The sequence below is a fragment of the Rhizobium sp. S163 genome, assembly GCF_030380805.1.
In the GTDB taxonomy this organism is placed as follows: Bacteria; Pseudomonadota; Alphaproteobacteria; order Rhizobiales; family Rhizobiaceae; genus Rhizobium.
On record NZ_JAUDSA010000003.1, the window covers coordinates 964436 to 986939 of the forward strand.

Annotated in this window: 20 protein-coding genes; 16 read left to right on the forward strand and 4 right to left on the reverse strand. The window is 59.9% G+C overall.

Annotated elements, in window-relative coordinates; translation table 11 throughout:
- Nucleotides 1-25 precede the first annotated feature (25 nt).
- The 9 genes from QTL96_RS04980 (at nucleotide 26) to QTL96_RS05020 (ending at nucleotide 8544) form a co-directional block, all read left to right on the forward strand.
- Nucleotides 26-1219 carry an MFS transporter gene (locus QTL96_RS04980; RefSeq protein ID WP_111562213.1) on the forward strand — a complete coding sequence of 398 codons (1194 nt, stop codon included), beginning with the start codon at nucleotides 26-28 and terminating at the stop codon, nucleotides 1217-1219.
- A 197-nt stretch (nucleotides 1220-1416) separates the two neighbouring features.
- A complete protein-coding gene (locus tag QTL96_RS04985) occupies nucleotides 1417-2322 on the forward strand; it encodes a PhnA-like protein (protein ID WP_111562214.1) in 906 nt (301 codons plus the stop codon).
- A gap of 62 nt (nucleotides 2323-2384) precedes the next feature.
- Nucleotides 2385-2882 carry a DUF3597 domain-containing protein gene (locus QTL96_RS04990; RefSeq protein ID WP_289726902.1) on the forward strand — a complete coding sequence of 166 codons (498 nt, stop codon included), beginning with the start codon at nucleotides 2385-2387 and terminating at the stop codon, nucleotides 2880-2882.
- A gap of 32 nt (nucleotides 2883-2914) precedes the next feature.
- A complete protein-coding gene (locus QTL96_RS04995) occupies nucleotides 2915-3268 on the forward strand; it encodes a low affinity iron permease family protein (protein WP_289726903.1) in 354 nt (117 codons plus the stop codon).
- A gap of 470 nt (nucleotides 3269-3738) precedes the next feature.
- Nucleotides 3739-4248: a ferritin-like domain-containing protein gene (locus QTL96_RS05000; protein WP_289726904.1), complete on the forward strand. Its 510-nt coding sequence runs from the start codon at nucleotides 3739-3741 to the stop codon at nucleotides 4246-4248.
- 68 nt (nucleotides 4249-4316) lie between these two features.
- Nucleotides 4317-6467 (forward strand): catalase C, encoded by a 2151-nt coding sequence (gene catE / locus QTL96_RS05005; RefSeq protein ID WP_289726905.1) that lies wholly within the window; start codon nucleotides 4317-4319, stop codon nucleotides 6465-6467.
- Between the two features lie 183 nt (nucleotides 6468-6650).
- Complete coding sequence (locus QTL96_RS05010) at nucleotides 6651-7574, forward strand: neutral zinc metallopeptidase (RefSeq protein ID WP_289726906.1); 924 nt, start codon at nucleotides 6651-6653, stop codon at nucleotides 7572-7574.
- Nucleotides 7574-8089, forward strand: coding sequence for a hypothetical protein (locus tag QTL96_RS05015; protein ID WP_289726907.1), 516 nt, complete (start codon nucleotides 7574-7576; stop codon nucleotides 8087-8089). Before QTL96_RS05010 ends, QTL96_RS05015 begins: the two co-directional genes overlap by 1 nt.
- An 8-nt stretch (nucleotides 8090-8097) precedes the next feature.
- Nucleotides 8098-8544: a YetF domain-containing protein gene (locus QTL96_RS05020; RefSeq protein ID WP_289726908.1), complete on the forward strand. Its 447-nt coding sequence runs from the start codon at nucleotides 8098-8100 to the stop codon at nucleotides 8542-8544.
- A 363-nt stretch (nucleotides 8545-8907) separates the two neighbouring features.
- On the opposite strand, the gene QTL96_RS05025 is transcribed toward QTL96_RS05020, so the two are convergent.
- From QTL96_RS05025 to QTL96_RS05035, 3 genes are all read right to left on the reverse strand, one after another.
- Complete coding sequence (locus QTL96_RS05025; protein ID WP_289726909.1) at nucleotides 8908-9441, reverse strand: DUF4142 domain-containing protein; 534 nt, start codon at nucleotides 9439-9441, stop codon at nucleotides 8908-8910.
- Nucleotides 9442-9451: 10 nt separating this feature from the next.
- Nucleotides 9452-10399, reverse strand: a complete 948-nt coding sequence (locus tag QTL96_RS05030; protein ID WP_289726910.1) for an alpha/beta hydrolase — start codon at nucleotides 10397-10399, stop codon at nucleotides 9452-9454.
- A gap of 229 nt (nucleotides 10400-10628) precedes the next feature.
- Complete coding sequence (locus QTL96_RS05035) at nucleotides 10629-11678, reverse strand: L-dopachrome tautomerase-related protein (protein WP_289727177.1); 1050 nt, start codon at nucleotides 11676-11678, stop codon at nucleotides 10629-10631.
- 385 nt (nucleotides 11679-12063) lie between these two features.
- On the opposite strand from QTL96_RS05035, the gene QTL96_RS05040 reads away from it, so the two are divergent.
- The 3 genes from QTL96_RS05040 (at nucleotide 12064) to QTL96_RS05050 (ending at nucleotide 15213) form a co-directional block, all read left to right on the forward strand.
- Nucleotides 12064-12291: a hypothetical protein gene (locus QTL96_RS05040; protein WP_289726911.1), complete on the forward strand. Its 228-nt coding sequence runs from the start codon at nucleotides 12064-12066 to the stop codon at nucleotides 12289-12291.
- Between the two features lie 1796 nt (nucleotides 12292-14087).
- Entirely contained in the window at nucleotides 14088-14432 is a 345-nt protein-coding gene (locus QTL96_RS05045) for a hypothetical protein (RefSeq protein ID WP_111562228.1), read from the forward strand.
- Nucleotides 14433-14805: 373 nt separating this feature from the next.
- Nucleotides 14806-15213 carry a CBS domain-containing protein gene (locus QTL96_RS05050; protein WP_289726912.1) on the forward strand — a complete coding sequence of 136 codons (408 nt, stop codon included), beginning with the start codon at nucleotides 14806-14808 and terminating at the stop codon, nucleotides 15211-15213.
- 8 nt (nucleotides 15214-15221) lie between these two features.
- On the opposite strand, the gene QTL96_RS05055 is transcribed toward QTL96_RS05050, so the two are convergent.
- Nucleotides 15222-17087, reverse strand: a complete 1866-nt coding sequence (locus tag QTL96_RS05055) for a diguanylate cyclase (protein WP_289726913.1) — start codon at nucleotides 17085-17087, stop codon at nucleotides 15222-15224.
- 148 nt (nucleotides 17088-17235) lie between these two features.
- Between QTL96_RS05055 and QTL96_RS05060 the strand changes: the two genes are divergently transcribed.
- From QTL96_RS05060 to rnk, 4 genes are all read left to right on the forward strand, one after another.
- On the forward strand, nucleotides 17236-17739 hold the full coding sequence (locus QTL96_RS05060; protein ID WP_289726914.1) for a response regulator: 504 nt from the start codon (nucleotides 17236-17238) through the stop codon (nucleotides 17737-17739).
- A gap of 432 nt (nucleotides 17740-18171) precedes the next feature.
- Nucleotides 18172-19356 (forward strand): acetate/propionate family kinase, encoded by a 1185-nt coding sequence (locus QTL96_RS05065; protein WP_289726915.1) that lies wholly within the window; start codon nucleotides 18172-18174, stop codon nucleotides 19354-19356.
- 11 nt (nucleotides 19357-19367) lie between these two features.
- A complete protein-coding gene (locus tag QTL96_RS05070) occupies nucleotides 19368-21746 on the forward strand; it encodes a phosphoketolase family protein (RefSeq protein ID WP_289726916.1) in 2379 nt (792 codons plus the stop codon).
- A gap of 263 nt (nucleotides 21747-22009) precedes the next feature.
- Nucleotides 22010-22423, forward strand: a complete 414-nt coding sequence (rnk, locus tag QTL96_RS05075) for a nucleoside diphosphate kinase regulator (RefSeq protein ID WP_289726917.1) — start codon at nucleotides 22010-22012, stop codon at nucleotides 22421-22423.
- The last annotated feature ends 81 nt before the right edge of the window (nucleotides 22424-22504 follow it).

Consider the following 22504-nt stretch of genomic DNA (forward strand, 5'->3'; position numbering starts at 1 on the left):
GGGCCTTCTTCCTTGGGATGGTGAAATGATCGGACCTTCAGTCCCTACCCTGTCCGCAGCATTTCTGCTGAGCATGTTTTTTAGGAGCTATTTCGGCGTGGTCGGCCCGGCCATTGCCAGCGATCTATCGTTGTCCCCGCAACAATACGGCTGGCTTGCATCGGCGTTTTTCGCGTCGTTCTCCGTTCTTCAGATCCCGGTCGGGATGTCTTTCGACAAGTGGGGAGTACGTTTCCCAATGGCAGGGATGATGTTAGTCGGAGCGGCAGGTTCATCATTTGTCGCGCTCTCGGAAGGGTACTGGGCGACGCTCGTCGGACAAGCATTGATAGGGATTGGTTGCGCCCCGATTTTCATGGGCGTCCTTTACTTTCTGGGACAAAAGTATCCCGCCGAGAGGGCGGGCCGTCTAGCGACGACTATCAGCGCGATCGGATCGGCTGGCGCTCTCCTCTCGGCGTCGCCCCTTCTATGGTTCATCGAAGAATTCGGCTGGCGCTCCGCGTGCTGGTCGGCCGCAGCGGCCATGGCGGCCACCGCGATCACGGTCGGCTTCACTCTCGGCTCGACAGTCGAGCGTGCCACGAAACCCGGCTCCAAGGCCAGTCGGGGCTGGCTTGCCCCGCTTCTCTATCTCGCGCCCATATGCTTTACACTGTCGTTCGGCGGCACGTTCCGAAACGCCTGGGCGGCGCCATACGTCACCGCAGTCTTCGGTGATGGAGCCCCTGTCGGCACCATGCTCACGGTAATCAGCACGGCGGGAATCGTGACTAGCTTCCTGGTGCCAGTGCTGCTTGCGCGGATGACGGCGCGTACGATCGTTGTCGTCACCTATGTCTTCGGCATCGTCTTCGCAGGTTTGTTGGCCGCCTCGCCGGGGCTAGGCCTCGTGGCAGCCAGCGTCGGCTTGTCCGTGCTCTACGCCATGGGCAACGTGCACCCGCTCGTGATGACGGAGGCGCAGGCTCTCATTCCGTTGAACATGCGCGGCTTGGCACTGGGCGCTCTCAACACTCTTGTCTTCGTTGGCGTCTCGGCGGCATCCGCTGTCTACGGCGAGGTTGCGGGACTTTCGCTACCGGCGATCGCCACGTACCGCCTGATATTTGCCGTGACTGCTACCGCCATTGCCGGGGCGCTATTTTGCTATGTTCTTTTCCGAGGCAGGGCGTTGGCGCGCCGGGCCGACTCTGGCGACACGTCAATGCCGCAGTGAGATAGCGCGACGCTATCGGGGCAGAGTGACTACGACTCTGGTGTGGCCCGGCCCGACCGTTCTCAGTTCTCAGGCCTTATGTCAGTCCGAGTGTTCCGCAGCTCCCGTGGTTCGATTACCTCAATCGTTCACTGGAACAAACACTTGCTTTGCTTGTTCCTTTGCCACTCACAAACCCGTGATAGAGGAAGAGAACCATGACCGAACCGGTGTCCACAGTCGCCCACCTTCATGCCCGCAGCGACGATCCCTACCTCAACCAAGCGCTTAACAAAATCTCGTGGGGCGCGGTTTTTGCTGGCGTCGCAATCGCGCTCGTTGTCCAGCTCCTTCTAAACCTGCTGGGTGCCGGCATTGGCGCTGCAGTAATCGATCCAGGCACTGGCGACAACCCGAGCGCAACCACGCTCTCGGTCACTACCGCTGTATGGTTCGTCGTCAGCGGGGTCATCGCCTCCTTCATTGGTGGCTACGTTGCGAGCCGTCTTTCGGGCCGGCCTGTACGTTCGACCGGGGCGCTTCATGGCTTGACCTCCTGGGCGGTGACGACGCTTGTCGTCGTCTATCTTCTAACGACTTCGGTTGGTGCCCTCGTCGGCGGCGTGTTCTCCGGGTTGGGCGGCATCGTCTCCAGCGCAGGCTCAACCGTCGGTACGGTAGCAACGACCGCCGCCCCGGCGTTGGCCACCGCCACCGATCCGTTGGCCGGCATTGAACAGAACATCCGTCAGGCCTCCGGCGGCAACGACCCGGCGGCTCTTCGAGACGCGGCGGTAGCATCGGTCCGGGCGGCGATCACAGGCGATCAGGCCAAGGCTGAGGAAGCCCGAAACCGTGCCGCCGACGCGATCGCGAAGGCACAGAACATTCCGGTCGACCAAGCCAAGCAGCAGGTCGCCCAGTACGAGAAGCAGTACACGGACGCCGTGGCCCAAGCAAAGCAGAAGGCAACCGAGGCGGCGCAGACCGCGGCCACTGCCTTCTCGGCTGGTGCGATCCTGGCGTTCATCGCCCTTGCGGTGGGCGCGATTGCTGCATGGGTCGGCGGCGCTGTCGGCACGACTCACCTCGCCCGCGACGAAGAAGTCTATCTCGCACGTTAATTCATCATCGAGGACAGGCCGTCCACTGCGGCGGCTCTGCCCTTCACCACAGAGGAGAAAACATGAGCATTTTCGACCGTATCAAACACGCCATTTTCGGAGAGGCGCACGCCGCGCCCGTGCCGCAGCCATCGACGGGAGGAACCACCGGTTCGGCCCCCGCCGCACAGCCTCAGACTTCCATACCGTCGTCAGCAGACGTCTCCACCCCCGGAAGCGCCTCGCCGTCCTCCGCGCCGACGGCGTCTTCGGCACCTTCGCAGGAGGCGGCACGACCAGGGGCAGATGCGGCCGCGAAAGCTTCGGTCGACATCGAGCCGATCCTGAACGCCGCAGTCCAGAAGTCCGGCCAGAAGCTCGACTGGCGACACTCGATCGTGGACCTGATGAAGGCGCTGGGAATGGACGCGAGCCTCGAGGAGCGCAAAGAACTAGCACAGGAGCTCGGCTATTCCGGCGACGCGCACGACAGCGCAAAGATGAACATGTTTCTTCACAAGGCGCTCATGAAGAAGCTGTCCGAAAACGGCGGCAAGGTTCCATCCGATCTGCTCGATTAGGAACCGAAGCGCTAATAGCGCATTTCTCGGCTATGAAGTGGCGCTCTCATTTCTTGCGGCTATCCGAGGCCGTTGTTGCATTCGCCGGCCATAGGTGCGTCCTGGCCGGCGTTTTCGCGGCAATCGCTTTTTGGTGTTTGTTCGGCGCCGTACTCCGATTTCCGCATGAATGGTTGCTGCTGTCCAACATGATCGGAACGGGGTCGGCCCTGTTCGTCCTGTTACTGATGCAGCATTCGCAGAACAGGGACTCAAGCGCGCTTCAAGTGAAAGTAGACGAGCTCATCCGCTCCAGCGACGCCGCACGCAACGATCTCATCGCCGTTGAGCGACGGGAGGTCCATGAGCTCGAGGCGCTTATTCATGATCGACCGGCCGACGTCTGATCCCAAGACGACGGGATGATGGTCCCAACGTTATGGCGAACTTCCATGCAGGCGTGCTGCAACGAGAGTGTGGTCTGTCTACCGCCCAGTGAACTGCTGTTGATGTCGAAGCGCTAATCTTTGTATTCGACTGAACCGCTCGATTGTCAAAGTTGGCCAAAGCGGCAAGTGCGGCCTGGACCTTCCCAAACGCGGCGCTGTGGCTCAAGACCGCCATCGTCACGGAGCCCAGTTCGCCGCCCTTCCGTTCCACGCGGCTGAAAGCATCCGGCGTACTAGCAACCGGCCGTAGTTTTCCAAAAGCTTATTCCTCCTCCTGCCATGGCCACCAGCCCGTAACGGTGCGGTACCGGACAGGAACAAATGACGCCTGTGTGCATTAGGCGACTGGTCTCTGCAACCACGGGGACGTCGTCCTTTCGGTCAGATAAGCTGGCCGGCAAGCCACCAAGCTCTCAGGAGAACACGAAATGGCTACCAATTCCACGAAGACGCTCGACGATCTCTTTCTGGACACCTTGAAGGACATCTACTTCGCCGAAAAGCAGATTTTGAAGGCGTTGCCCAAGATGGCCCGCGCCGCCCAGTCGGAGGAAGGCAAGGCAGGTTTCTTGCAGCATCGCGACGAGACGCAGGGCCAGATCGTGCGCCTAGAGCAGGTCTTCGAACTCCTCGGAAAGCCGGCCCGAGGCAAGACCTGCGAAGCCATCCAGGGCATCCTCGCCGAGGGAGAGGAAATCATGGAAGAGTTCAAGGGATCCCCGGCGCTCGATGCGGGTTTGATCTCGTCAGCTCAGGCTGTCGAGCACTACGAGATCGCCCGTTACGGCACGCTGATCGCTTGGGCAGATCAGCTTGGTCTGAGCGAAGCCGTTCCGCTCCTCCAAGCCACCCTCGCGGAGGAGGAAGCGACCGATGAAAAACTGACCCAGCTTGCTCAAGCTCAAGCCAATCCGAAGGGTGCAGGCAGAACTGCCTGACGCAGGCATCGCGACCGAAGGCCGCCCTTTGAGGCGGCCTTTTTCTTTTTAATCGAAGGGGACAACCAATGGCGAAGCGCACCACAAAAAGTTCACCCGCCGGCTCGGATGCAAGCGGCGTCACCATCCATGATCAAAAGCTTCACAGGGGCGCCGGTGGCGAACTTCATCAGTTCGCGGAAGATGGACACGACGTCCTGACGACCGCCCAAGGCGGCCCAGTGTTTGACGACCAGAACACGTTGCGCGTCGGCGCGCGCGGCCCGGCACTGATCGACGACTTCCATTTCCGCGAGAAGATCTTTCACTTCGATCATGAGCGCATTCCCGAACGGGTCGTTCACGCCCGCGGTTACGGCGCCCACGGCTTCTTCGAGACGTACGAATCCTTGTCCGATATTACTCGCGCAGACGTCTTTCAGCGGGCTGGTGAAAGAACTCCGGTTTTCGTGAGGTTCTCTACGGTCGCTGGCAGCAAGGGATCCTTCGATCTCGCCCGCGACGTCCGCGGCTTCGCCGTAAAGATGTACACCAAGGAAGGCAACTGGGATTTGGTCGGGAACAACATCCCCGTCTTCTTCATCCAAGACGCCATCCGCTTTCCTGACATGGTTCACGCCGTCAAGCCGGAACCTGATCGCGCCTTCCCGCAGGCGCAGTCGGCGCACGACAATTTCTGGGACTTCATCAGTCTAACGCCCGAAAGCATGCATATGATCATGTGGATCATGTCCGATCGTGCGATCCCGCGTTCCTTCCGCTTCATGGAAGGCTTCGGAGTCCACACCTTCCGGTTCGTCAATGCCGATGATCAGTCGACGTTCGTAAAATTCCATTGGAAGCCGAAGCTTGGCCTTCAGTCCGTCGCGTGGAACGAGGCCGTCAAGATCAACGGCGCCGATCCTGACTACCACCGCCGCGACCTCTGGCAGTCAATCCAGTCGGGCAACTTCCCGGAATGGGAGCTGTGCGTGCAGCTCTTCGATCAGGACTTCGCTGATGGCTTCGACTTCGACGTTCTTGATCCAACGAAGATCATTCCCGAGGAAGTTCTTCCAGTCCGGCCGATTGGGCGTCTGGTTCTTGATCGCATGCCCGACAACTTCTTTGCAGAGACCGAACAGGTTGCGTTCATGACCCAGAACGTGCCGCCCGGCATCGACTTCAGCAACGATCCGCTGCTGCAGGGCCGAAATTTCTCTTATCTCGACACCCAGCTCAAGCGTCTTGGCGGCCCGAACCTCACCCACCTGCCGATCAATGCACCCAAGTGTCCCTTCCATCATTTTCAGCAGGACGGGCACATGGCGATGCGCAACCCAGTCGGACGCGTCAACTATCAGCCTAATTCCTTCGGGGTTGGACCACGGGAGTCGCCATCCGTAGGCTATCGCCATTTCCCGGCTGAAGAACAGGGCACTAAAGTACGGCTGCGCCCAGAAAGCTTCGCCGATCACTATAGCCAGGCCCGCCAATTCTACATCAGCCAAACGGGCGCCGAACAACGGCATATCGCGATGGCTCTTACATTCGAGCTGAGCAAGGTCGAAACCCCGGCGATCCGCGAGCGGATGGTTTCGCACCTAATGAACATCGACGAGACGCTTGCAACGACGGTTGCTCAGAAGCTGGGCTTCCAATCGATGCCAAACCCGGCCGACGCCGCGATGCCGACACGTCAGGATCTCGAGGCGTCTCCAGCGCTCAGCATCGTGGAGCGCGGCCCCAAGCGGTTCGAAGGGCGCAAGCTCGGCATTCTCGTCGCCGACGGGGTCGACGCAAAGCTGTTGAAAGCAGTGTGCGCAGCGATAACCAAGGCAAAGGCCATGTTCGAGATCATCGCCCCCAAGGTAGGCGGCGTCACCGCTGATGATGGAAGCTGGATCGAAGCTCATCATATGATCGACGGTGGACCGTCGGTTCTGTTCGACGCGGTCGCGCTCCTGACCTCCCATCAGGCGATCGAAGATCTGGTAAAAGAAGCGACAGCCCGCGACTTCGTCGCGGACGCGTTCCAGCACTGCAAGGTCATCGGATACGATCAGTCGGCTCTCCCACTCCTTGACAAGGCCGGCATATCTTCCGCCCTCGACGAAGGAACGATCGCCCTTTCGAACGCAAAGGAGGTCGACGCATTTGTCGAAGAACTGGGGAAGCTGAGGGTCTGGGGACGCGAACCTTCCCTGAAGCTCGGGAAGGCGTCCCCGCCGATCCAATAAACATGTCGGGGCGCGGTGCTTCCGCGCCCTTTCATCAACGCAGGGGACACCGGCGAACTACAGCGGGCGAAGCGTGGGTCCCATACCGTCGATCCGATCAGGGTTGCCCCGCCCGCCTTCACCGGAACCAGCCGCAGTCGCCGCGTGTTAACCCCCTGCCCTGGAAAGATAAAGGAACGAGTGATGGAATGGGAAGGCAGACGACAGTCGCAAAATGTCGAGGATCGCCAAAGCGAGAGCAGTGGGATGGGCGGTGCACCATTTGGTCGGCGCGGCGGATTCAGTCTTCCGGTAGGCCGCCGTGGCGGAGGGCTGAGCATCGGAACGATCGTCTTCCTCGTTGTCATCTATCTGGTGTTCAAGGCGATGGGCATCGACCTCATGCAGGTGATGGAGGGCGGGAGCACCGATGGTGCCGGCTATCAACAAGGTGAACAGCAGGGGTCGCCGGAAAGTCGGGCCGGCTCGAACGATCAAATGACGGCCTTCGTGAAGACCGTGCTCGCGGAGACGGAGGATACTTGGCAGGGCATCTTCCAGTCGCAAGGCCGCACCTATGACGACCCGACCCTCGTACTGTTTCGTGGGCAGACGAGATCCGCTTGCGGTGCGGCCTCGGCGGCGTCAGGGCCGTTCTACTGCCCGGAGGACCAGAAGGTCTATCTCGACACCGCGTTCTTCGATGAGCTTAGTAATCGTTTCGGCGCAAGCGGCGACTTCGCCGAGGCATACGTGGTCGCCCATGAGGTCGGCCACCACGTGCAGAACCAACTCGGGATCCTTCCGAAGTTTAACGAAGCAAGACAGCATATGAGCGAGGCCGACGCCAACAAGATGTCGATCCGCGTGGAGCTTCAAGCGGACTGCTTCGCAGGTATCTGGGGGAAATTCACTCAGCAGAAGGGCATCCTCGACGCCGGCGATCTTGAGGAGGCATTGAACGCGGCGCAGCAGATCGGCGACGACACGCTGCAAAAGCGGACGCAGGGTTATGTCGTGCCCGACAGCTTCAACCATGGAACGTCCGCACAGCGCGTGAAATGGTTCAAGCAAGGGTTCGATAGCGGCCGGCTCTCTGCCTGCGACACCTTCTCCGGACCGGTCTGATGTCAGACGTGAAGGCGCGAAAGCCGAGCGTGGGCCCGGCACTACCTGAAGGCGTCAAGGACCATGGGACATTTCAGCGGCGGTTCTGGGCCGCTCAACGTGTCGCGTGGCTGATCTTCGGGTTCATTCTCATCGCATGTCTGCTCGGACTTCTCGGGCGCGGCGGGATTTTTTCAAGGAGGACGATCGAGTATTCGGGCGGATCCATCGAAATCCCTGCCATATCGCGCTGGAACGCCCCGGACGAGATGAGGGTCATTCTTCCGGCAAGCCGTGGAGATCAGATCGTATTCGTTGATCCGCGGTTTCTCGAGGCTTTTTCGATCGAGGGAGTAGATCCGCCTCAGAAGGGTACGACCAGAAAGGACGGCCGGATCGGGTACATATTCGGCGCCGACCCGACAGCCTCTTCGAGGATCGTCTTTCGGCTCCAGACCCAGCAGCCAGGCCTGCGAGCCTTCGTCGTCGGTATCGAAAACGACGCCGCCGAGCAATCCACCTTCATACTGCCTTAGGAGACTTGATGGACGCCGTCGTTCGCGGGCTCGCGATCTACTTCACCCTTCTGATCATCATCAGGCTTTCAGGCCGGCGGACACTCGCACAGATGACCCCTTTCGATCTGGTGATCGTGCTGGTCATATCCGAGACGACGCAGCAAGCGATGCTTGGCGACGACTTCTCGATCACCAACGCGGTTCTCCTCATCCTGACACTTTTCACGACCGACATCGGGCTCTCCTACCTGAAAAGGTGGTGGCCGCGAGCCGGTCACGTGATCGACGGCGTCCCCACTATTCTCGTCGTCGACGGCGTCTACGACAGTAAGGCGCTACGGGGCTGCCGTCTTGACCGCGAGGACGTCATGGAAGCAGCGCGAAGCCAGGAGGGGCTTGAGTCGGTGAAGGAGATCAAGTTTGCCATTCTCGAGGTGAGCGGCGCGATCAGCATCATCAAGAAGAACAACTGACCTCCGAAATCCGATCTCGCCGCGCTGGCGTTGTATGGGAACCGGGGAAGCGCGCCTTAGTTTCGCAGACGAGTAAGGATGAATTTCATGGCGAGCACCAACAACCAGCGCCTTGTCCGTCTGCTCGACAGCCTTACCGCGTCAAGTTTTCGACCTGCGCCGAAAGGCGTCGGATTGAAGACGGCGATCGTGGCACGCGGGCTAGGGCTTGTCGAGTTTGAAGGAGCATCCGGTCGCTGGCGCTTTCGTTTGACGCAGGAAGGCTTGGATCTCCGGCGTCAACACCGAGCGATCGCACGGGCCGGACGCGGTAGGCTTCATCACGAAGGCGGGCAATGACACCCGCCTCCGACGAATCTCCGATCAATGGGCGGCCACAAGCTTCTGGACATGCATCTTGTGCATCTCGAGCGTCGGGAGCGTCTTCCCGGCAAAGGCCTTGACCGCGGCGTCGTCCCCACCCTTGGCGTATGTGGCGAAGAGGCTCACCGCTTCCATATGGGCGACATTCTGCATCTCGATGTAGAGCGGCTGGAAATCCTGGTCGGAGGCCCCCTTCAGCGTCTCGATCATCGCCGCGTGCTTCGGAGAGAGCGGCGGCTCGGCCCCGTCGATCTTTGCGGCCTTCTTCAAGCCTTCGGCCGCCTTCGTATGGTCGGCGATCATCTGCCGGGCGAACTCCTTCACGTCGCCGTCCTTTGCCTTCTGCTCGGCAATCTTGCTCGACTCGATTTCGAAGGCGTTGGAGCTGGCGACGACTTTCACGAACGACGCTTTGTCGACGTTGAATGGTGCGGCTGCGGTATCGGCAGGAGCCGGCGATTTTGCGCCGACGGCCGGGACGATCGAAAACGTCAGGGCCGTGGCGGCAACGAATGCCAATGTAATTTTCTTCATGGTCGAATCCTTACTTGGCTTTATTGAAGGCAGAGGTGAGATCGGCGATGGCCATATCCATGGCCTGCTTCGCCTGCGGGACGACCTTCGCCATTCCGAAGAACTCGTGCGTCACCCCGTCGAAGGTCTTGGCATCGACTTCGACGCCTGCGGCCTTCAGCTTGTCAGCATAGGCCTGGCCCTCGGAACGAAGCGGATCGAACTGGGCGGTGATCACGGTCGCCGGAGCGACGCCGGCTAGATCGTCACGGCCAACAAGGTTCAGCCGCTTGTCGGACGTCTGGTCCATGGAGCTGAACGTGTTCTTCACGAACCATTCCATGTCGGCCTTGCCCAGCGGCTTCGCGTCGGCATTTTCTTTATAGGAATCCGTGTTCATGTCATTTCCCGCGACCGGGTAGACCAAGAGCTGACGAACCGGCTGCTTCGCCTTCATCTCCTTGGCCATCAAAGCGACATTGGCGGCGAGGTTGCCACCTGCGCTCTCGCCGGCGACAGCGATCTTGTCGGCGTTGCCGTTCAGCGAGTGAATGTTTTCGACCACCCACTTGTAGGCCGTCCATGCGTCTTCGTGGGCAGCCGGAAACTTATGCTCGGGCGCGTGGCGATATTCGACGGACACAACGATGGCATGGGCGCCAAGCGCCAGCGCCCGCGGCGCGCTGTCGTAGACGTTAATGTCGGCTACGACCCAGCCGCCACCGTGATAATAGACCACGACGGGGAATGGGCCGTCTCCGCCGGGCTTGTAGATACGCGCTGCTAGCGCGCCTGACTTCGAAGGGATGGCGATGTCCTTAGTTGTCACCTGTGCCTCGGGGTTGGAGGAAATCCTCTTGTCCCACTGAACGGCACGCGCGGCGTCCGCGGCGCTCGCCTGGGTGCGGGCTTGCGGTACGGTAAGGGTCGAGAACGGCTTGACGTCGAGAGCTTGCAGCTTGTCGAGGACGGCCTGCATTTCCGCGGCGGGTTTGGCTGCATCCTGTGCGACGGATGGAGCGGCGGGGACTATGGCAAGTAGGCCTACGAGGAATGTTGATTTTAAAGGAGATAGGGGCAAGAGTGTTACTCCGTTTTTTTGAACTACCACAGAACCTACGTCATCGGGCGCGGTTCCCGAGCTACAGATCACGAAGTTTTCAGCAGCCAAGACTGATCCGGTATGGCAAGAAGCCCGTACGCGCGCGTCATTTCTGCGGAACGAACTTGAAGAGAGTGAAGGCGTCGTTGGTCCAGCCTTGATTGAACCAGGGTGAATCCTGAATGTGCGAGGCCGTAATATAGATCGCGCCATCCGGTCCTTGCGCAAAAGTGTCGGGCCAACGCAGCCGACTGTCCTCAAGGATCGGCGTCACTTTGCCATCCTGACCGAGTATTTTGACGCCGTTGTTCTGCATCGTGCTCAGGTATATGCGGTTCTGATCATCGATCCACAGACCGTCGGACGGCTCGGTCTCTGCGAATTTCTCGGCTTTGACCGCGGCCGGGTCTTCAGGCGCTTTCTGCAGCGCCTCGGTCGCAACGCGATACATCGTCTTGCCTGTGAGCGCCTGCCAGTAGAGCGTCTTCCCGTCCTTCGTGAGAGCAATGCCGTCCGCGTTGAATTGAGGCTGACGACCGTCCGGCCGACGTAGCGGCTTGCCGTCGGTGTGTACGACTACGCCCTTCTCGAACTGCGTCGACGGATCATCGCTCAGCACGCGCCATGCCTTGCCGCTCTTGAGGTCCAGAACGACCAGTCCGCCCGGCGATCCCGAATCCGTGAAGTAGGCGAACGTGCCGTCAGGCGCGATGCGGAAGTCATTGAGATAGCTGGCCGGACCGGCTACATCCGGCGTAAACGGATAGACCCTCGCGATCTTGTTCGACTTCAGATCGATCTGGACCAGCTTCGGCCCGTCCTTGACGGTCTTCTCGCTATTCGGCGCCGCCGGGTCGACCACCCAAAGGGATCCTCTGCCATCGGCAACGACGCTCTGTACGGCGACAAAGTGATCCTTCGGCGACATCTCAGCCATCTTGGCATTCCGCCAGGCGTTCCACTCGTCGTCCGGAAACGGCTTGATTGAACCGTCTTTCATGAGCTCAGCCACCGAGACCGGCACGTCCTCCGTCCAACGGGGGAAATTGACGAAGATCCGCCCGTCTTCCGAAACGGTCACGCCCGTCACCTGATGGTCGAAGGTAGCGACCTTCTCCAGCCGGTCGTCCGTTTTCCCGGTGAGAGGGGCGGCGATCTCCTTTGCCTTATTCGTCAGCTTCTCCAAGGTTTGTGCCTGCACCGCGGGGGGTAGCAGCAAGGCGATCGTCGAGACGGTAACGGCGCAAGATGTTCTGAAACCTGAGGTCAAGTGCGCTTCTCCAGTTAGGGGTTCAGACACACGAACCTTTGTAAACGAGGAAGGTTCCTGACGAGATCAAACACGCGGGAGATGACCGGTACTGGCAGGATCGAGCGACACTTCCGCGCAATCTCGGCTGCTCTCGTCAGCGACGCCGAAGTGCCCGACACCGTCGCCATCCCTGCGAGGGTGTGGGGGGAACTTCCTGCTGCTACGGGGCTTTAGCCGATTATCGCGCCAACAAAGGAACTGCGACACAGGAATAAACCGCGAGGGTAGAATGCGATTCTATTTCGATATTAAATCCGACGACGGAGCCGACCGGGATCTTGACGGCATCGAGCTTCCATCCCTTGAGGCTGCGCGAAACGAAGCGAAAAAAGCAGCGCGCGAGATGGTCGCGGAGATGGTGCTCGAGGACCAGCGTATCGACGGGATGCGTTTCGAGATCCTGAACGAACGTGGTGAAGTCTTGGCAACGGTCGCGTTCAGAGAGCTGATAAACTAGCGATCGGGAGGCAGGTTCCCGCGAAGGTCGCGGGCCTCTGTCACCCAGCCGCGCGAAGTCTCGACTCGAATACGGTTCTATGACCGGTCGACTTTGAGTGGCTAAAACTCGGTCGCGGCTCGGCCTTTTCGTTCTCCCGCCAACTGCGTTTATACCAGCACAGCTTCTATCAGCCATCGGATCCCGCCGTCCGTCAGTTTCCTCACTGACCAGAGCGGAGGACTCCCGCCTGCGCCTGAAGTCGTGCCTGTCTCAAACGTTCCGTTTTCTCGTTCCGCTGCCGCCTCTCTTCCGCTAAAGTTTCGCGGGCCGCGGAGCTTGTCCGCTCGCTGGCGGCGCGTCGTTCGTCTGCCGACATTGCAATTCTCTTCTTCGTTTCACCATTGGACATTATTGCGTCCTCCCCCAGAGAAAACGCGCGTGCGACGCAATCGATCAGTGCGCAAACGTACAAAGTAAGCGAGGATGCATTCCCGACCTTCACTCGAGAACAAACCGATCGCTGTCTCGTTGCCGGGCAATATGAAGACGACGGTGGGTACAAAGCGACGTTGACTGCGGCGTTCGCGGATCCACGAGCTGGACCGATGGTGCGGTAACCACCATCTCCGATCTTTCGATAACACAGCCCCTTGTAGATCACGAATGTGGCGCGTGGCGGACGGGCCGCCTCGTCCCGACCGAGCCTGTATCGTTCCTATCAATCTCGTTGCTCGTTCTGCTGCCTTCGGCGGGACCTCTGTGCGAGAGTTGCAAACAGGCGGTTCAGCTAATAAAACATTTTTAGGAGCGTCGGCGAAAGCGAACGGCGGATACATCAGGGACCCGCTTCTTACCTTGACCTGCCGCGAAAGGTTGTTCTTGCAAGGCTGGCGTGGAGAGGCCACATCATGTCTCGTGAATTGACGAACCGGTACGGCGTTCGCCAAGAGCTCGATGGCTCCTGGACCGTAATCGACATATTCACAGGCTTGATCACATCCTACAACGACCTACCATTGGGTCCGCTCACGGAGAGTGAGGCCGTAAAAATGTGCACGTTGTAAACGCGCTCGACAAGCATCGTCGACGTTCGTTGTGAGCGACGCCGCCAAAACTCACAAACACTAGCGGCATGAATTTATTTCCGTCGGCCTTCGCCGATCGGGTAGGACAACGAAGACTAATGAGGGCTCGTGGAAGCCGGCGTTCCATTGACATCGTTGATCCCGCAGGCTGTAGTGCGCGGAGTCCTGCGATGCAGAGGATGCGCCTACATTAGTGATTGAAATCAAAAACGCGCAGGTCGAGGCGATGCTTAATTTGCATTGTTAGAGCCATTTGTCGGGGGCGAGATGGAAGACAAGAACGAGACTTGGGCGGACGAGGGTATCGAATTTCTAGCCTTGAGCATCGGGTTGCTGCTTTCGCTTGTAGCAATCCTCGCTGTGGTGTTCTGGGTTGCTTTGGTTTAGCGTTTTCCGGTGGCGTCAATCCGACCGCTTTGCTCAGTCGTTGCCCGGAGCCTTTGACCTCAGACCAACTTCATGCAGCACGACAGGGCCCCATCGGCTACATGGGCAGCGTGCTTCCGCAGCACCCTCCTGCTTTGAGTGATATCTGTTTGCGGCTGTTTCGAACGAAACAGCGTGCCATCGCCATCACCTTTTTGTGGGAAGAGCGGCAACGCCAAAGGCTTGCGTCCATCAGGCTCGCTAGCTTCCTAAATGATATTTTCGTGATCGGCAGCGCCGGAACATGTGCCTGACGGGTAGGTTCCATACCGTCACGAAAACACAGAATGAAGGATTCACACGATGCGTATGAGATTAGCAGCAGCTTCAATCCTAGCTTTCGGCATGATGACGTCGATGACCTACGCCCAGTCTAACCCGACCCCAAACAGCATGTCTGGCGACAAAACGCAGGGGCAGGATGCTGGCGGTGGCGCAAATGGCGACCTACAGAACCAAACAGGGACTAACCAGCCGGCAGTTGTCGATCCGGGCGCTACCAACAGCACGATGGGCACCAACTCCAATACCACCGGAACGGTTGATCGGACCAAATGCCCCGATCGCGCGGCACCCGGCGCAGTCGACACGCAAGGCGGTAACAGCGGCGCTTCTGTAAGTGATGCATGCCCGGATAACAGCCAGTAACAAAAGACCACGATGGAGGCCGACCAGGTCGGCTCCATCGCTTGATTTTACGGATTTGCAAACGACCTCGGTCAGACGGGCCGCGATCAGTTGCCCCGACAGCCATCATCGGTGCTTAGTTCCCTCAGCCTCTTCACCGCCCGGCTTCTTCGCGATTTGGGTCAAAGTGCCTGGATCTTTTGGCGGGGCGCTCCCCCTGTGTGCCTTAGAAGCGATAGCCTAATCCAGGCGGGTCCTTGCGGACCAGATTCCCATCCACAGCACGAGATGCCCCGCTGCTCGAGGCGCCCCTCTACTGGCTCTCGCCAATGGCCACACGCTGGAACCTTCCTCCGACACGGGCGTATTGATTGAGGAAAATGGAGGAGTCGCAATGCTTGTTCGAGAAGTGATGACGGCGAAGGTTGTAACCGCAGCCCCTGACGCGAGCATACGCGACGTGGCTAGGTTAATGTCTGAAATTGACACGGGCGTAGTCCCGATCGTGAACGACGACGTGCTCGGCATAGTTACAGACCGCGACATCGTTGTCCGCGTGGTCGCCGAAGGTATGGACCCTGCTCAACCGGTGCGCGCCATCATGACCGAGGGCGTCGAGAGCTGCCTTGAGAACGACGATGTTTCCGAAGCAGCGCGCAGGATGTCTGAACTGCAGATGCGCCGTCTCCTCGTATTCACCGAGGAAGGCGATCTGAGCGGCATTATCTCCCTCGGAGACATCGCCGGATTGAACGAGGAACTTGCAGGCGTGACGTTGGAAGAGATTTCAGACGACGAGTGACTGAGACCTTAGGCACGCATCCCTCCGACCTCTGGAAACCCTTCGCGCACGCAGTCTCGGCCTGCGGCTTTCGCTGCGTACAGCCCGGCGTCTGCGGCCCTGAGAGCCGCTTCGGAGTCGCCCTGGTTGCAGCAGGAGACTCCGACACTTACCGTGACCACGCGTTTGTCGCTGTAATCGTGTCGGATTGAGAGCCCCCGCACGGCGCTGCAAGCGAGCTGACCGGCCGAAAATCCGGTCGTCGCCGTCAGGCCTGGAAGGATAACGGCAAACTCCTCCCCGCCGTAACGTGCAACGACTGCATTGTGGTGTGTCGTGAAGAGCTGCGATAGGCAGACAGCGACAGCTCGCAGGCAGGCGTCGCCTTCGGGGTGCCCATACCCATCGTTAAAGGCCTTGAAGCGATCAACGTCGATCATCAGCAAGGAGAAAGCCCCTGCCCCTGCGGCGTTCTTCAAAGCGACATCGAAAGCTCGTCGATTCACGAGCTCGGTTAGACCGTCCGTCTTGGCGAGCACGGCGTATTTCTGGTTCAGCTCTCTTAAACGCTCCTCTCGTTCGCGGTGGATTGTGACGTCCGCAAATACGATTATCGATCCACCGTCGCTAGTACGACTGGTACGGGCGTCGAAGGTCCGTCCATCCGTTAGACGAAACGCACGTTCGCCGGCCTTCATCAGGACGTCCGCCGTCCTTTCGACCACGGACTCGAAATCGTTCGTCGGTCTCTCAATCTCGCCCCGTACGAGAGAGGTGCGCACGATGTCGCTTATTCTAGCCCCTGGAATGCGAACGTCGGCCGTCAGTGGAAACAAAGATTGGAAGTGCTCGTTGTGGAGAACGAGGACCCCGTGCGCGTCGAACATCACGATGCCTTCAGACATGCTCTCGATCGCATCGCGCAGTCTGTCCTGGCTCTTTTGAAGATCGCATTCGAGTCGTTTGCGCTCGGTGATCTCACGATTGTGCGTGACGACGCCGAGAATTTCGCCGCCTTCGTCACGCAGAGGAGCCTTCAGCGTCGAGAGCCATGTCTCAGCGCCATCATTGCGCGTAAACCGCTGTTCGACGGTTGCGGGGATCCCGGTATTTAGAACGTCGAGCTCCGGCAGCCTGAAAAGATTCGCCGTGTGCTCGGCATAGAAGTCTGAATCCTTTCGTCCTATTAGCCCTGCGACGTCCGTACCCATCAGCGCAGCCGTTGCCGGGTTGGCAACAATGAACCTACCATCTCGATCCTTCGCGTTGAGGCAGTCCGGTAGGGCTTCGATCGCAGCACGGTAAAGATAGTTCTGCTGTGTCGCCGCTTGGCGCTTGAGTTCCTGAATGAAAGCTAGGCCCGATAACAGCGTAGCGCCGAAGAGAAGCGTCGCCAGCGGAAGCGTGGTACTCGTGATTTCCAGCCAATTCGATACCGGATAACGAACGTAGAATCCGGCGGTCCCGCAAGCTGCCGACCATGCTGCGAGAGCGAACATCGGCCCTAATTTGGAAAGCCCGGCTTTCGCGAAGTGGTGTAGCAGCAGCCCTCCCAAGCTGGCTGCGACGATCTGCGGGACGGCGACAGGCACTCCCAGCCCACCGATCCAGACGCGACGAACGATCGCAATTAGGAGCGGCGGAAGAGCGCCGATTGGTCCGCCGAAGTAGGAAGAGACTGCCCGGAGCGTATACCTAGCGTCGAGAAGGACGCCTGGGATGAACTCGAACGGGATTGCCATTGTGGCCAGCACCCCCGCTGCCATCACCAGCCCTAGCACCAGATTGCTCGCGCGTTCACCGAGCCTGAAAGTATAGCGGCGCCCATGCGTCCACAACGACGTCGCGATTGCGACGACGGCAAGGTTCGGAAGCAGCTCGCGCCACACGCTCATGAAGTTCCTCCAATTTTTTGATCATAATGGCGTGTATTGGTAAACAAGCTGCAGCCTACGCGGCGCTCACAGATGAGCACTTTTTTCGGACGCTCGATGAGGAACCGGGCGCACCGTTTCGTAGTTCCTGGCTAACCGGAGGATAACCATGCAGGACGACGCTTACAATTGGATCAGTGTGCGGGCCCATGAGATCTGGCTAAGTGAAGGATGCCCGACCGGCCGCGACAAAGAGCATTGGTTGCAAGCAGTGGCGGAACGGGAAAAACAACCTCTCGGACTCTCTCCGCCCAAGGACCACGTTGAACGGGTACTGGTCGTCGATGACGAGCCCCTAATCCGCTTCGCCACCGTGGAAGCGTTGGAGGACGCCGGATTCGAAGTCTTGGAAGCGGGAAACGCTGACGAGGCGCTAGTGGTGTTGCAAAATAACGAAGTCGACGCGGTATTCACCGACGTCAATATGCCGGGTACCACGGATGGCCTGGGGTTGATGGCGAAGGTCCGCGCGCGCTCGCCGCATACTCGTGTGATCGTGACGTCGGGTCATGTGCGGCTAGGCGCGTTTGACCTCGCGAGCGGAGTCTCCTTCATGCCCAAGCCCTACGCTCATGGCGCACTCGTCGCAATGTTGAAGGCGCCCGTCCCATAGGAGCCGCCGGCCGCTTCGAATGCCATTCGCGCCTGCACGCAGCCAGCCCCGTCGTCACCGTTCCGACTGGGGGAAGGAAGCCGACACGAACGACACCGTTTCGCGCTGGCGTAACGCCGATCGTTCTCTTGCCAACGGCCGATATGCCGGCGCACGAAAGACACCCTGTGCTTCACGCCTTCAACGACGCCCATCATCTGCGACGCGCGAACTTTGGCCAAGCGGGCGACACTCGCCAGGATCGTCAGCCGACGCGATCTTTTGAATGCCACGCGCACGCGCCTAGGGAGGACATAGACGACAACAGCAGTGAGACCGCAGTGCGTGTGGGCTTTGAGGCGAAATGCAAAGGAAGGCAGTGCGTTGCGTTGTCCAGGGCGTTCACGGCTCTACCTACTAGGAAACCGCCGTTTCCTCAGGAGAGCTTTTTCCATGAATTACGACGTGCTCCTGACATTCAACGCTGGCTCGTCATCCCTGAAGATCGGCGTCTTTGAAATCGGGTCGGGTACCGCCCATTCGACCGGGCGCGCCAAGATCGATTTCGAGACCAGTCCACTCCGGCTGGTCGGAAAGATCGGAGGACTTGCTTTCGAGCGGGAGCTGTTCGGCGATCCGGAGAGCGACTTCGGGGAGGTCGTAAATCAGGTGATCGATCATCTCGACGCGGTCGTCTCCGGCAGGATAACTGCCGCCGCTCATCGCGTTGTCCATGGTGGGATCAAGTTCGACGGCCCCGTACTGATCGGTGACAAGGTGCTGGACGACATCGAGAGCCTGGTGCATCTCGCGCCACTTCATCAGCCCGCGGCCCTGCGTGTGATCCGCGCCGTCAGAGAGAGCCAACCGGAGATCGCACAGACTGCTTCTTTCGACACGGCGTTTCATGCCTCTCAAGCCGATGTCGTCCGGCGTCTGGCAATCCCGCGAGCGATGCACGACGATGGCGTCAGGCGGTACGGGTTTCACGGACTGTCCTATGCATACATCGCCAGGGCGCTTGAGCAGATCGCCCCTCAAGTCGCGGCGGGCCGTGTCGTGGCGTGCCACCTCGGCAGCGGTGCCAGCGTCTGCGGGATGATCGGCGGCCGAAGCCGCGACACCAGCATGGGTTTCTCCGCGCTGGACGGAATTCCCATGGCAACACGACCCGGCTGGATCGATCCCGGCGCCCTGCTCTACCTTATGCGCAAGGGGATGCGCCAACCGGAGCGGATCGAGCAGTTCCTCTATCATGAATGCGGATTGCTCGGCGTCTCGGGCATCAGCGGCGATACGCGCGTTCTCCTTAAGGATCCAAGTCATGAGGCGACCGAGGCTATCGACCTCTTCTGTCTGCGAGTGGCGGGCGAGATATCACGGCAGGCGACCACGCTCGGCGGGCTTGATGCAGTCGTCTTCACAGCCGGGGTCGGCGAGAACCAGCCGGAGATCCGAGGCCGGGTCGCGGAACGGCTGGGCTGGCTCGGCCTTGAACTCGACGACGGCCGCAATGAAGCGAACAGCCAGATCATCAGCACGACGGACAGCAGCATCAAGGTGTTCGTCATCCCAACCGACGAAGAACAGGTCATCGCGGACGAGGCGCTTTCCGTCCTCTCGCACCATAAGCTTTGAAGGAGAAGATCGTGAACAATCCCGCTACCAATCTCATCAACGATGCAGAACTCGCCCTGATCGACCGCTACTGGCGCGCGGCAAACTATCTGTCGGTCGGCCAGATCTACCTCATGGACAATCCGCTGCTTCGCGAACCGCTGAAGCCGGAGCACATCAAGCCTCGACTTCTTGGTCACTGGGGCACGACGCCCGGTCTGAACTTCATCTACGCCCATCTCAACCGGGTCATCAAGACGCGCGACCTCGACGTGCTCTACATCTGCGGGCCCGGTCATGGCGGTCCAGGCATGGTGGCCAACACCTATCTCGAAGGTGCCTACAGCGAGGTCTATCCCGACATCCCCGAGAACACGGAAGGTCTACGCAAGCTTTTCAAGCAGTTCTCGTTCCCCGGCGGCATCCCCAGCCATGTGGCACCCGAAACGCCAGGCTCCATCCACGAGGGTGGCGAGCTTGGCTATGCCCTGGTGCATGCGTTCGGCGCAGTGTTCGACAACCCTGATCTGATAGCCGCCTGCGTCGTCGGTGACGGTGAGGCGGAAACCGGGCCGCTTGCTGCCGCATGGCACTCGACCAAGTTTCTCAATCCCTCCCGTGACGGCGTCGTGCTGCCCATCCTTCATCTCAACGGCTACAAGATCGCCAACCCGACGATCCTCGCCCGGAGCAGTGATGAAGACCTGACCAGCCTGTTTCGCGGCTACGGATACGAGCCGATCTTCATCGAAGGCGATGATCCTGATGTCATGCACCGAAAGATGGCTGAGACAATGGAGTATGTCTTCGAACGGATCCGAGAACTCAGGGACGAAGCTCGCGACAATGCACCGTCGCCGGGCGTGCCGCGCTGGCCGATGATCGTCCTGAGAAGCCCGAAAGGATGGACGGGCCCGAAGGAGGTCGATGGCAAGAAAGTCGAAGGCTTCTGGCGCGCCCACCAGGTTCCGGTCGCCAACTGCCGGGGTGACGACGGCCATCGCAAAATCTTAGAAGACTGGATGCGGTCCTATGACCCCGACGATCTCTTCGACAACAACGGACGGCTGAAGGATGAACTCCGCGCACTGGCTCCCACAGGAAAGAAGAGGATGGGCGCAACGCCGTTCGCCAATGGTGGATTGCTTCGCAGGGAGCTGATGGCAAGGCCCATTCAGGACTTCGCTGTCGAGATTGGTGAGCGCGGTTCGCAGCAGGTGCAGTCTACGGAGATCTTCGGCCATTACCTCAGGGAGGTCGTGAAGCTCAACGCCGACACGAAGAATTTCCGTGTGTTCGGACCCGACGAGACGGAGAGCAACCGCCTGGGGAGCGTCTTCGATGAGACGCAACGCGTTTGGATGCAGGCAATCGAGGATTACGACGTGCATCTGTCCCGCGATGGCCGGGTGATGGAAGTGCTGTCGGAGCATTTGTGTCAGGGGTGGCTGGAGGGGTACCTGCTTACAGGGCGGCATGGCCTCTTCTCCTGCTACGAGGCGTTCATCCACATCATCGATTCCATGTTCAACCAGCATGCCAAGTGGCTGAAGGTGACCCGCGAGCTCGAATGGCGGGCACCGATCTCGTCGCTGAACTATCTCCTGACCTCCCACGTCTGGAGGCAGGATCACAACGGTTTCAGCCATCAGGATCCGGGGTTCGTCGATCTCGTCGCCAACAAGAAGGCCGACATCGTCCGCATCTATCTGCCGCCGGACGCCAACACGCTGCTTTGGGTCGGCGACCACTGCCTGAAAACCTACGACCGCATCAACGTGATCGTCGCGGGCAAGCAGCCGGAGCCTCAATGGCTTTCGATCGACGAGGCCGAGGCGCATTGCAAGGCGGGCGCTGGCATCTGGGAATGGGCGAGCTACGAGGACAACACGATCGCTCCCGACCTGGTCATGGCATGCGCGGGCGACGTCCCCACCATGGAGACGCTGGCCGCCGTCATGCTGCTGCATGAGGCCATTCCCGACCTGAAGATCAGGACCGTAAACGTCGTCGACCTTCTGTCCCTGCAGGATCCCGAACAGCATCCGCACGGACTTCATCATGGCGACTTCGACAAAATCTTCACGAAGGATAAACCGGTCGTCTTCGCGTACCACGGGTACCCTTATCTGATCCACAGGCTGACCTACCGACGGACGAACCACCAGAACATCCATGTGCGCGGCTTCATCGAGGAAGGAACGACGACGACGCCTTTCGACATGACGGTGCTGAACGAACTCGACCGGTATCACCTGGCCCTGGAGGCTGTCGCGCGGGTGCCGGGGCTGGCGGAGAAGGTGCCGGAGACGATCGACAGCTTCCGTGCCAAGCTCGTAGAGCACCGCGCCTACGTGCAGGAGCACGGCGAAGACCTTCCCGAAATCAGGGACTGGCGTTGGAAGCGCTAACCGCAGATCCGCATTCCTTCGTGCTTGACTGAAGATATCGCTGGAGCCAATCTGGCTGGATGCTGATCTCACGCCTCGATACCGTTCTGGAAAGAGTGTTTCCCACCGCGGGCAGCTAGCCCCCGGCCCGGTCGCGTCGCGCCCGGCCGAGGGGTCGACGTTCGGTAAAGATCAGCAGCCGAACCCTCCAGCGACGACATCCCTAAAGGCAATTGATATCGCCGCGGCGCCGGAATGCGGCCGCGAACGGCAGGAGAACAGCCATGGCATCCAGAAAGGCACGCAAACCCTCGATCGCGATCGCACGCTCGGAGCACGAACGCCTGACGAAGCTCGCCGAAGCTTTCGCGGTTCGAACTCCAGAGGTGTCCGACGAACTTCTTACGGAACTCGAGCGAGCCCGCGTGGTCGACGACGCGAAGATACCGGGCGACGTCGTTAGGATGGGCTCGTCGCTTCGATACACGAGCGATCTCGGCGAGGATCGCTCGGTAACGCTCGTCTATCCCGGCGACGCGGACATTGCGGCAGGCAGGATTTCGATCATGACTCCGATCGGTGCAGCGCTCATCGGTTTGTCTCCGGGCCAGTCCATCGACTGGAGGGCTCGGGATGGGCGGGTGCATCGACTCACCGTCCAGAAGGTTGCCCAAACGGCGTTGGAAAGTCCGGCTTGACGACCGTCACCTGTCATCGGCAGCCAGCCGCTTCCTCAGTAGCCGCTTCGTGTGTCTCGCGATGACTGATGTCAGGTCTCG

Excerpts from the sequence above, each read along its gene's own strand:
- QTL96_RS05025 (WP_289726909.1), bottom strand. The coding sequence starts at position 9,441 with ATGAAGAAAATTACATTGGCATTCGTTGCCGCCACGGCCCTGACGTTT.
- QTL96_RS05065 (WP_289726915.1), top strand. The coding sequence starts at position 18,172 with ATGAATTACGACGTGCTCCTGACATTCAACGCTGGCTCGTCATCCCTG.
- QTL96_RS05055 (WP_289726913.1), bottom strand. The coding sequence starts at position 17,087 with ATGAGCGTGTGGCGCGAGCTGCTTCCGAACCTTGCCGTCGTCGCAATC.
- QTL96_RS05030 (WP_289726910.1), bottom strand. The coding sequence starts at position 10,399 with ATGCAGGCCGTCCTCGACAAGCTGCAAGCTCTCGACGTCAAGCCGTTC.
- QTL96_RS04990 (WP_289726902.1), top strand. The coding sequence starts at position 2,385 with ATGAGCATTTTCGACCGTATCAAACACGCCATTTTCGGAGAGGCGCAC.
- QTL96_RS05050 (WP_289726912.1), top strand. The coding sequence starts at position 14,806 with ATGCTTGTTCGAGAAGTGATGACGGCGAAGGTTGTAACCGCAGCCCCT.
- catE (WP_289726905.1), top strand. The coding sequence starts at position 4,317 with ATGGCGAAGCGCACCACAAAAAGTTCACCCGCCGGCTCGGATGCAAGC.
- QTL96_RS05010 (WP_289726906.1), top strand. The coding sequence starts at position 6,651 with ATGGAATGGGAAGGCAGACGACAGTCGCAAAATGTCGAGGATCGCCAA.
- rnk (WP_289726917.1), top strand. The coding sequence starts at position 22,010 with ATGGCATCCAGAAAGGCACGCAAACCCTCGATCGCGATCGCACGCTCG.
- QTL96_RS05045 (WP_111562228.1), top strand. The coding sequence starts at position 14,088 with ATGCGTATGAGATTAGCAGCAGCTTCAATCCTAGCTTTCGGCATGATG.
- QTL96_RS04980 (WP_111562213.1), top strand. The coding sequence starts at position 26 with ATGATCGGACCTTCAGTCCCTACCCTGTCCGCAGCATTTCTGCTGAGC.
- QTL96_RS05000 (WP_289726904.1), top strand. The coding sequence starts at position 3,739 with ATGGCTACCAATTCCACGAAGACGCTCGACGATCTCTTTCTGGACACC.
- QTL96_RS05040 (WP_289726911.1), top strand. The coding sequence starts at position 12,064 with ATGCGATTCTATTTCGATATTAAATCCGACGACGGAGCCGACCGGGAT.
- QTL96_RS04995 (WP_289726903.1), top strand. The coding sequence starts at position 2,915 with ATGAAGTGGCGCTCTCATTTCTTGCGGCTATCCGAGGCCGTTGTTGCA.
- QTL96_RS04985 (WP_111562214.1), top strand. The coding sequence starts at position 1,417 with ATGACCGAACCGGTGTCCACAGTCGCCCACCTTCATGCCCGCAGCGAC.
- QTL96_RS05015 (WP_289726907.1), top strand. The coding sequence starts at position 7,574 with ATGTCAGACGTGAAGGCGCGAAAGCCGAGCGTGGGCCCGGCACTACCT.
- QTL96_RS05060 (WP_289726914.1), top strand. The coding sequence starts at position 17,236 with ATGCAGGACGACGCTTACAATTGGATCAGTGTGCGGGCCCATGAGATC.
- QTL96_RS05020 (WP_289726908.1), top strand. The coding sequence starts at position 8,098 with ATGGACGCCGTCGTTCGCGGGCTCGCGATCTACTTCACCCTTCTGATC.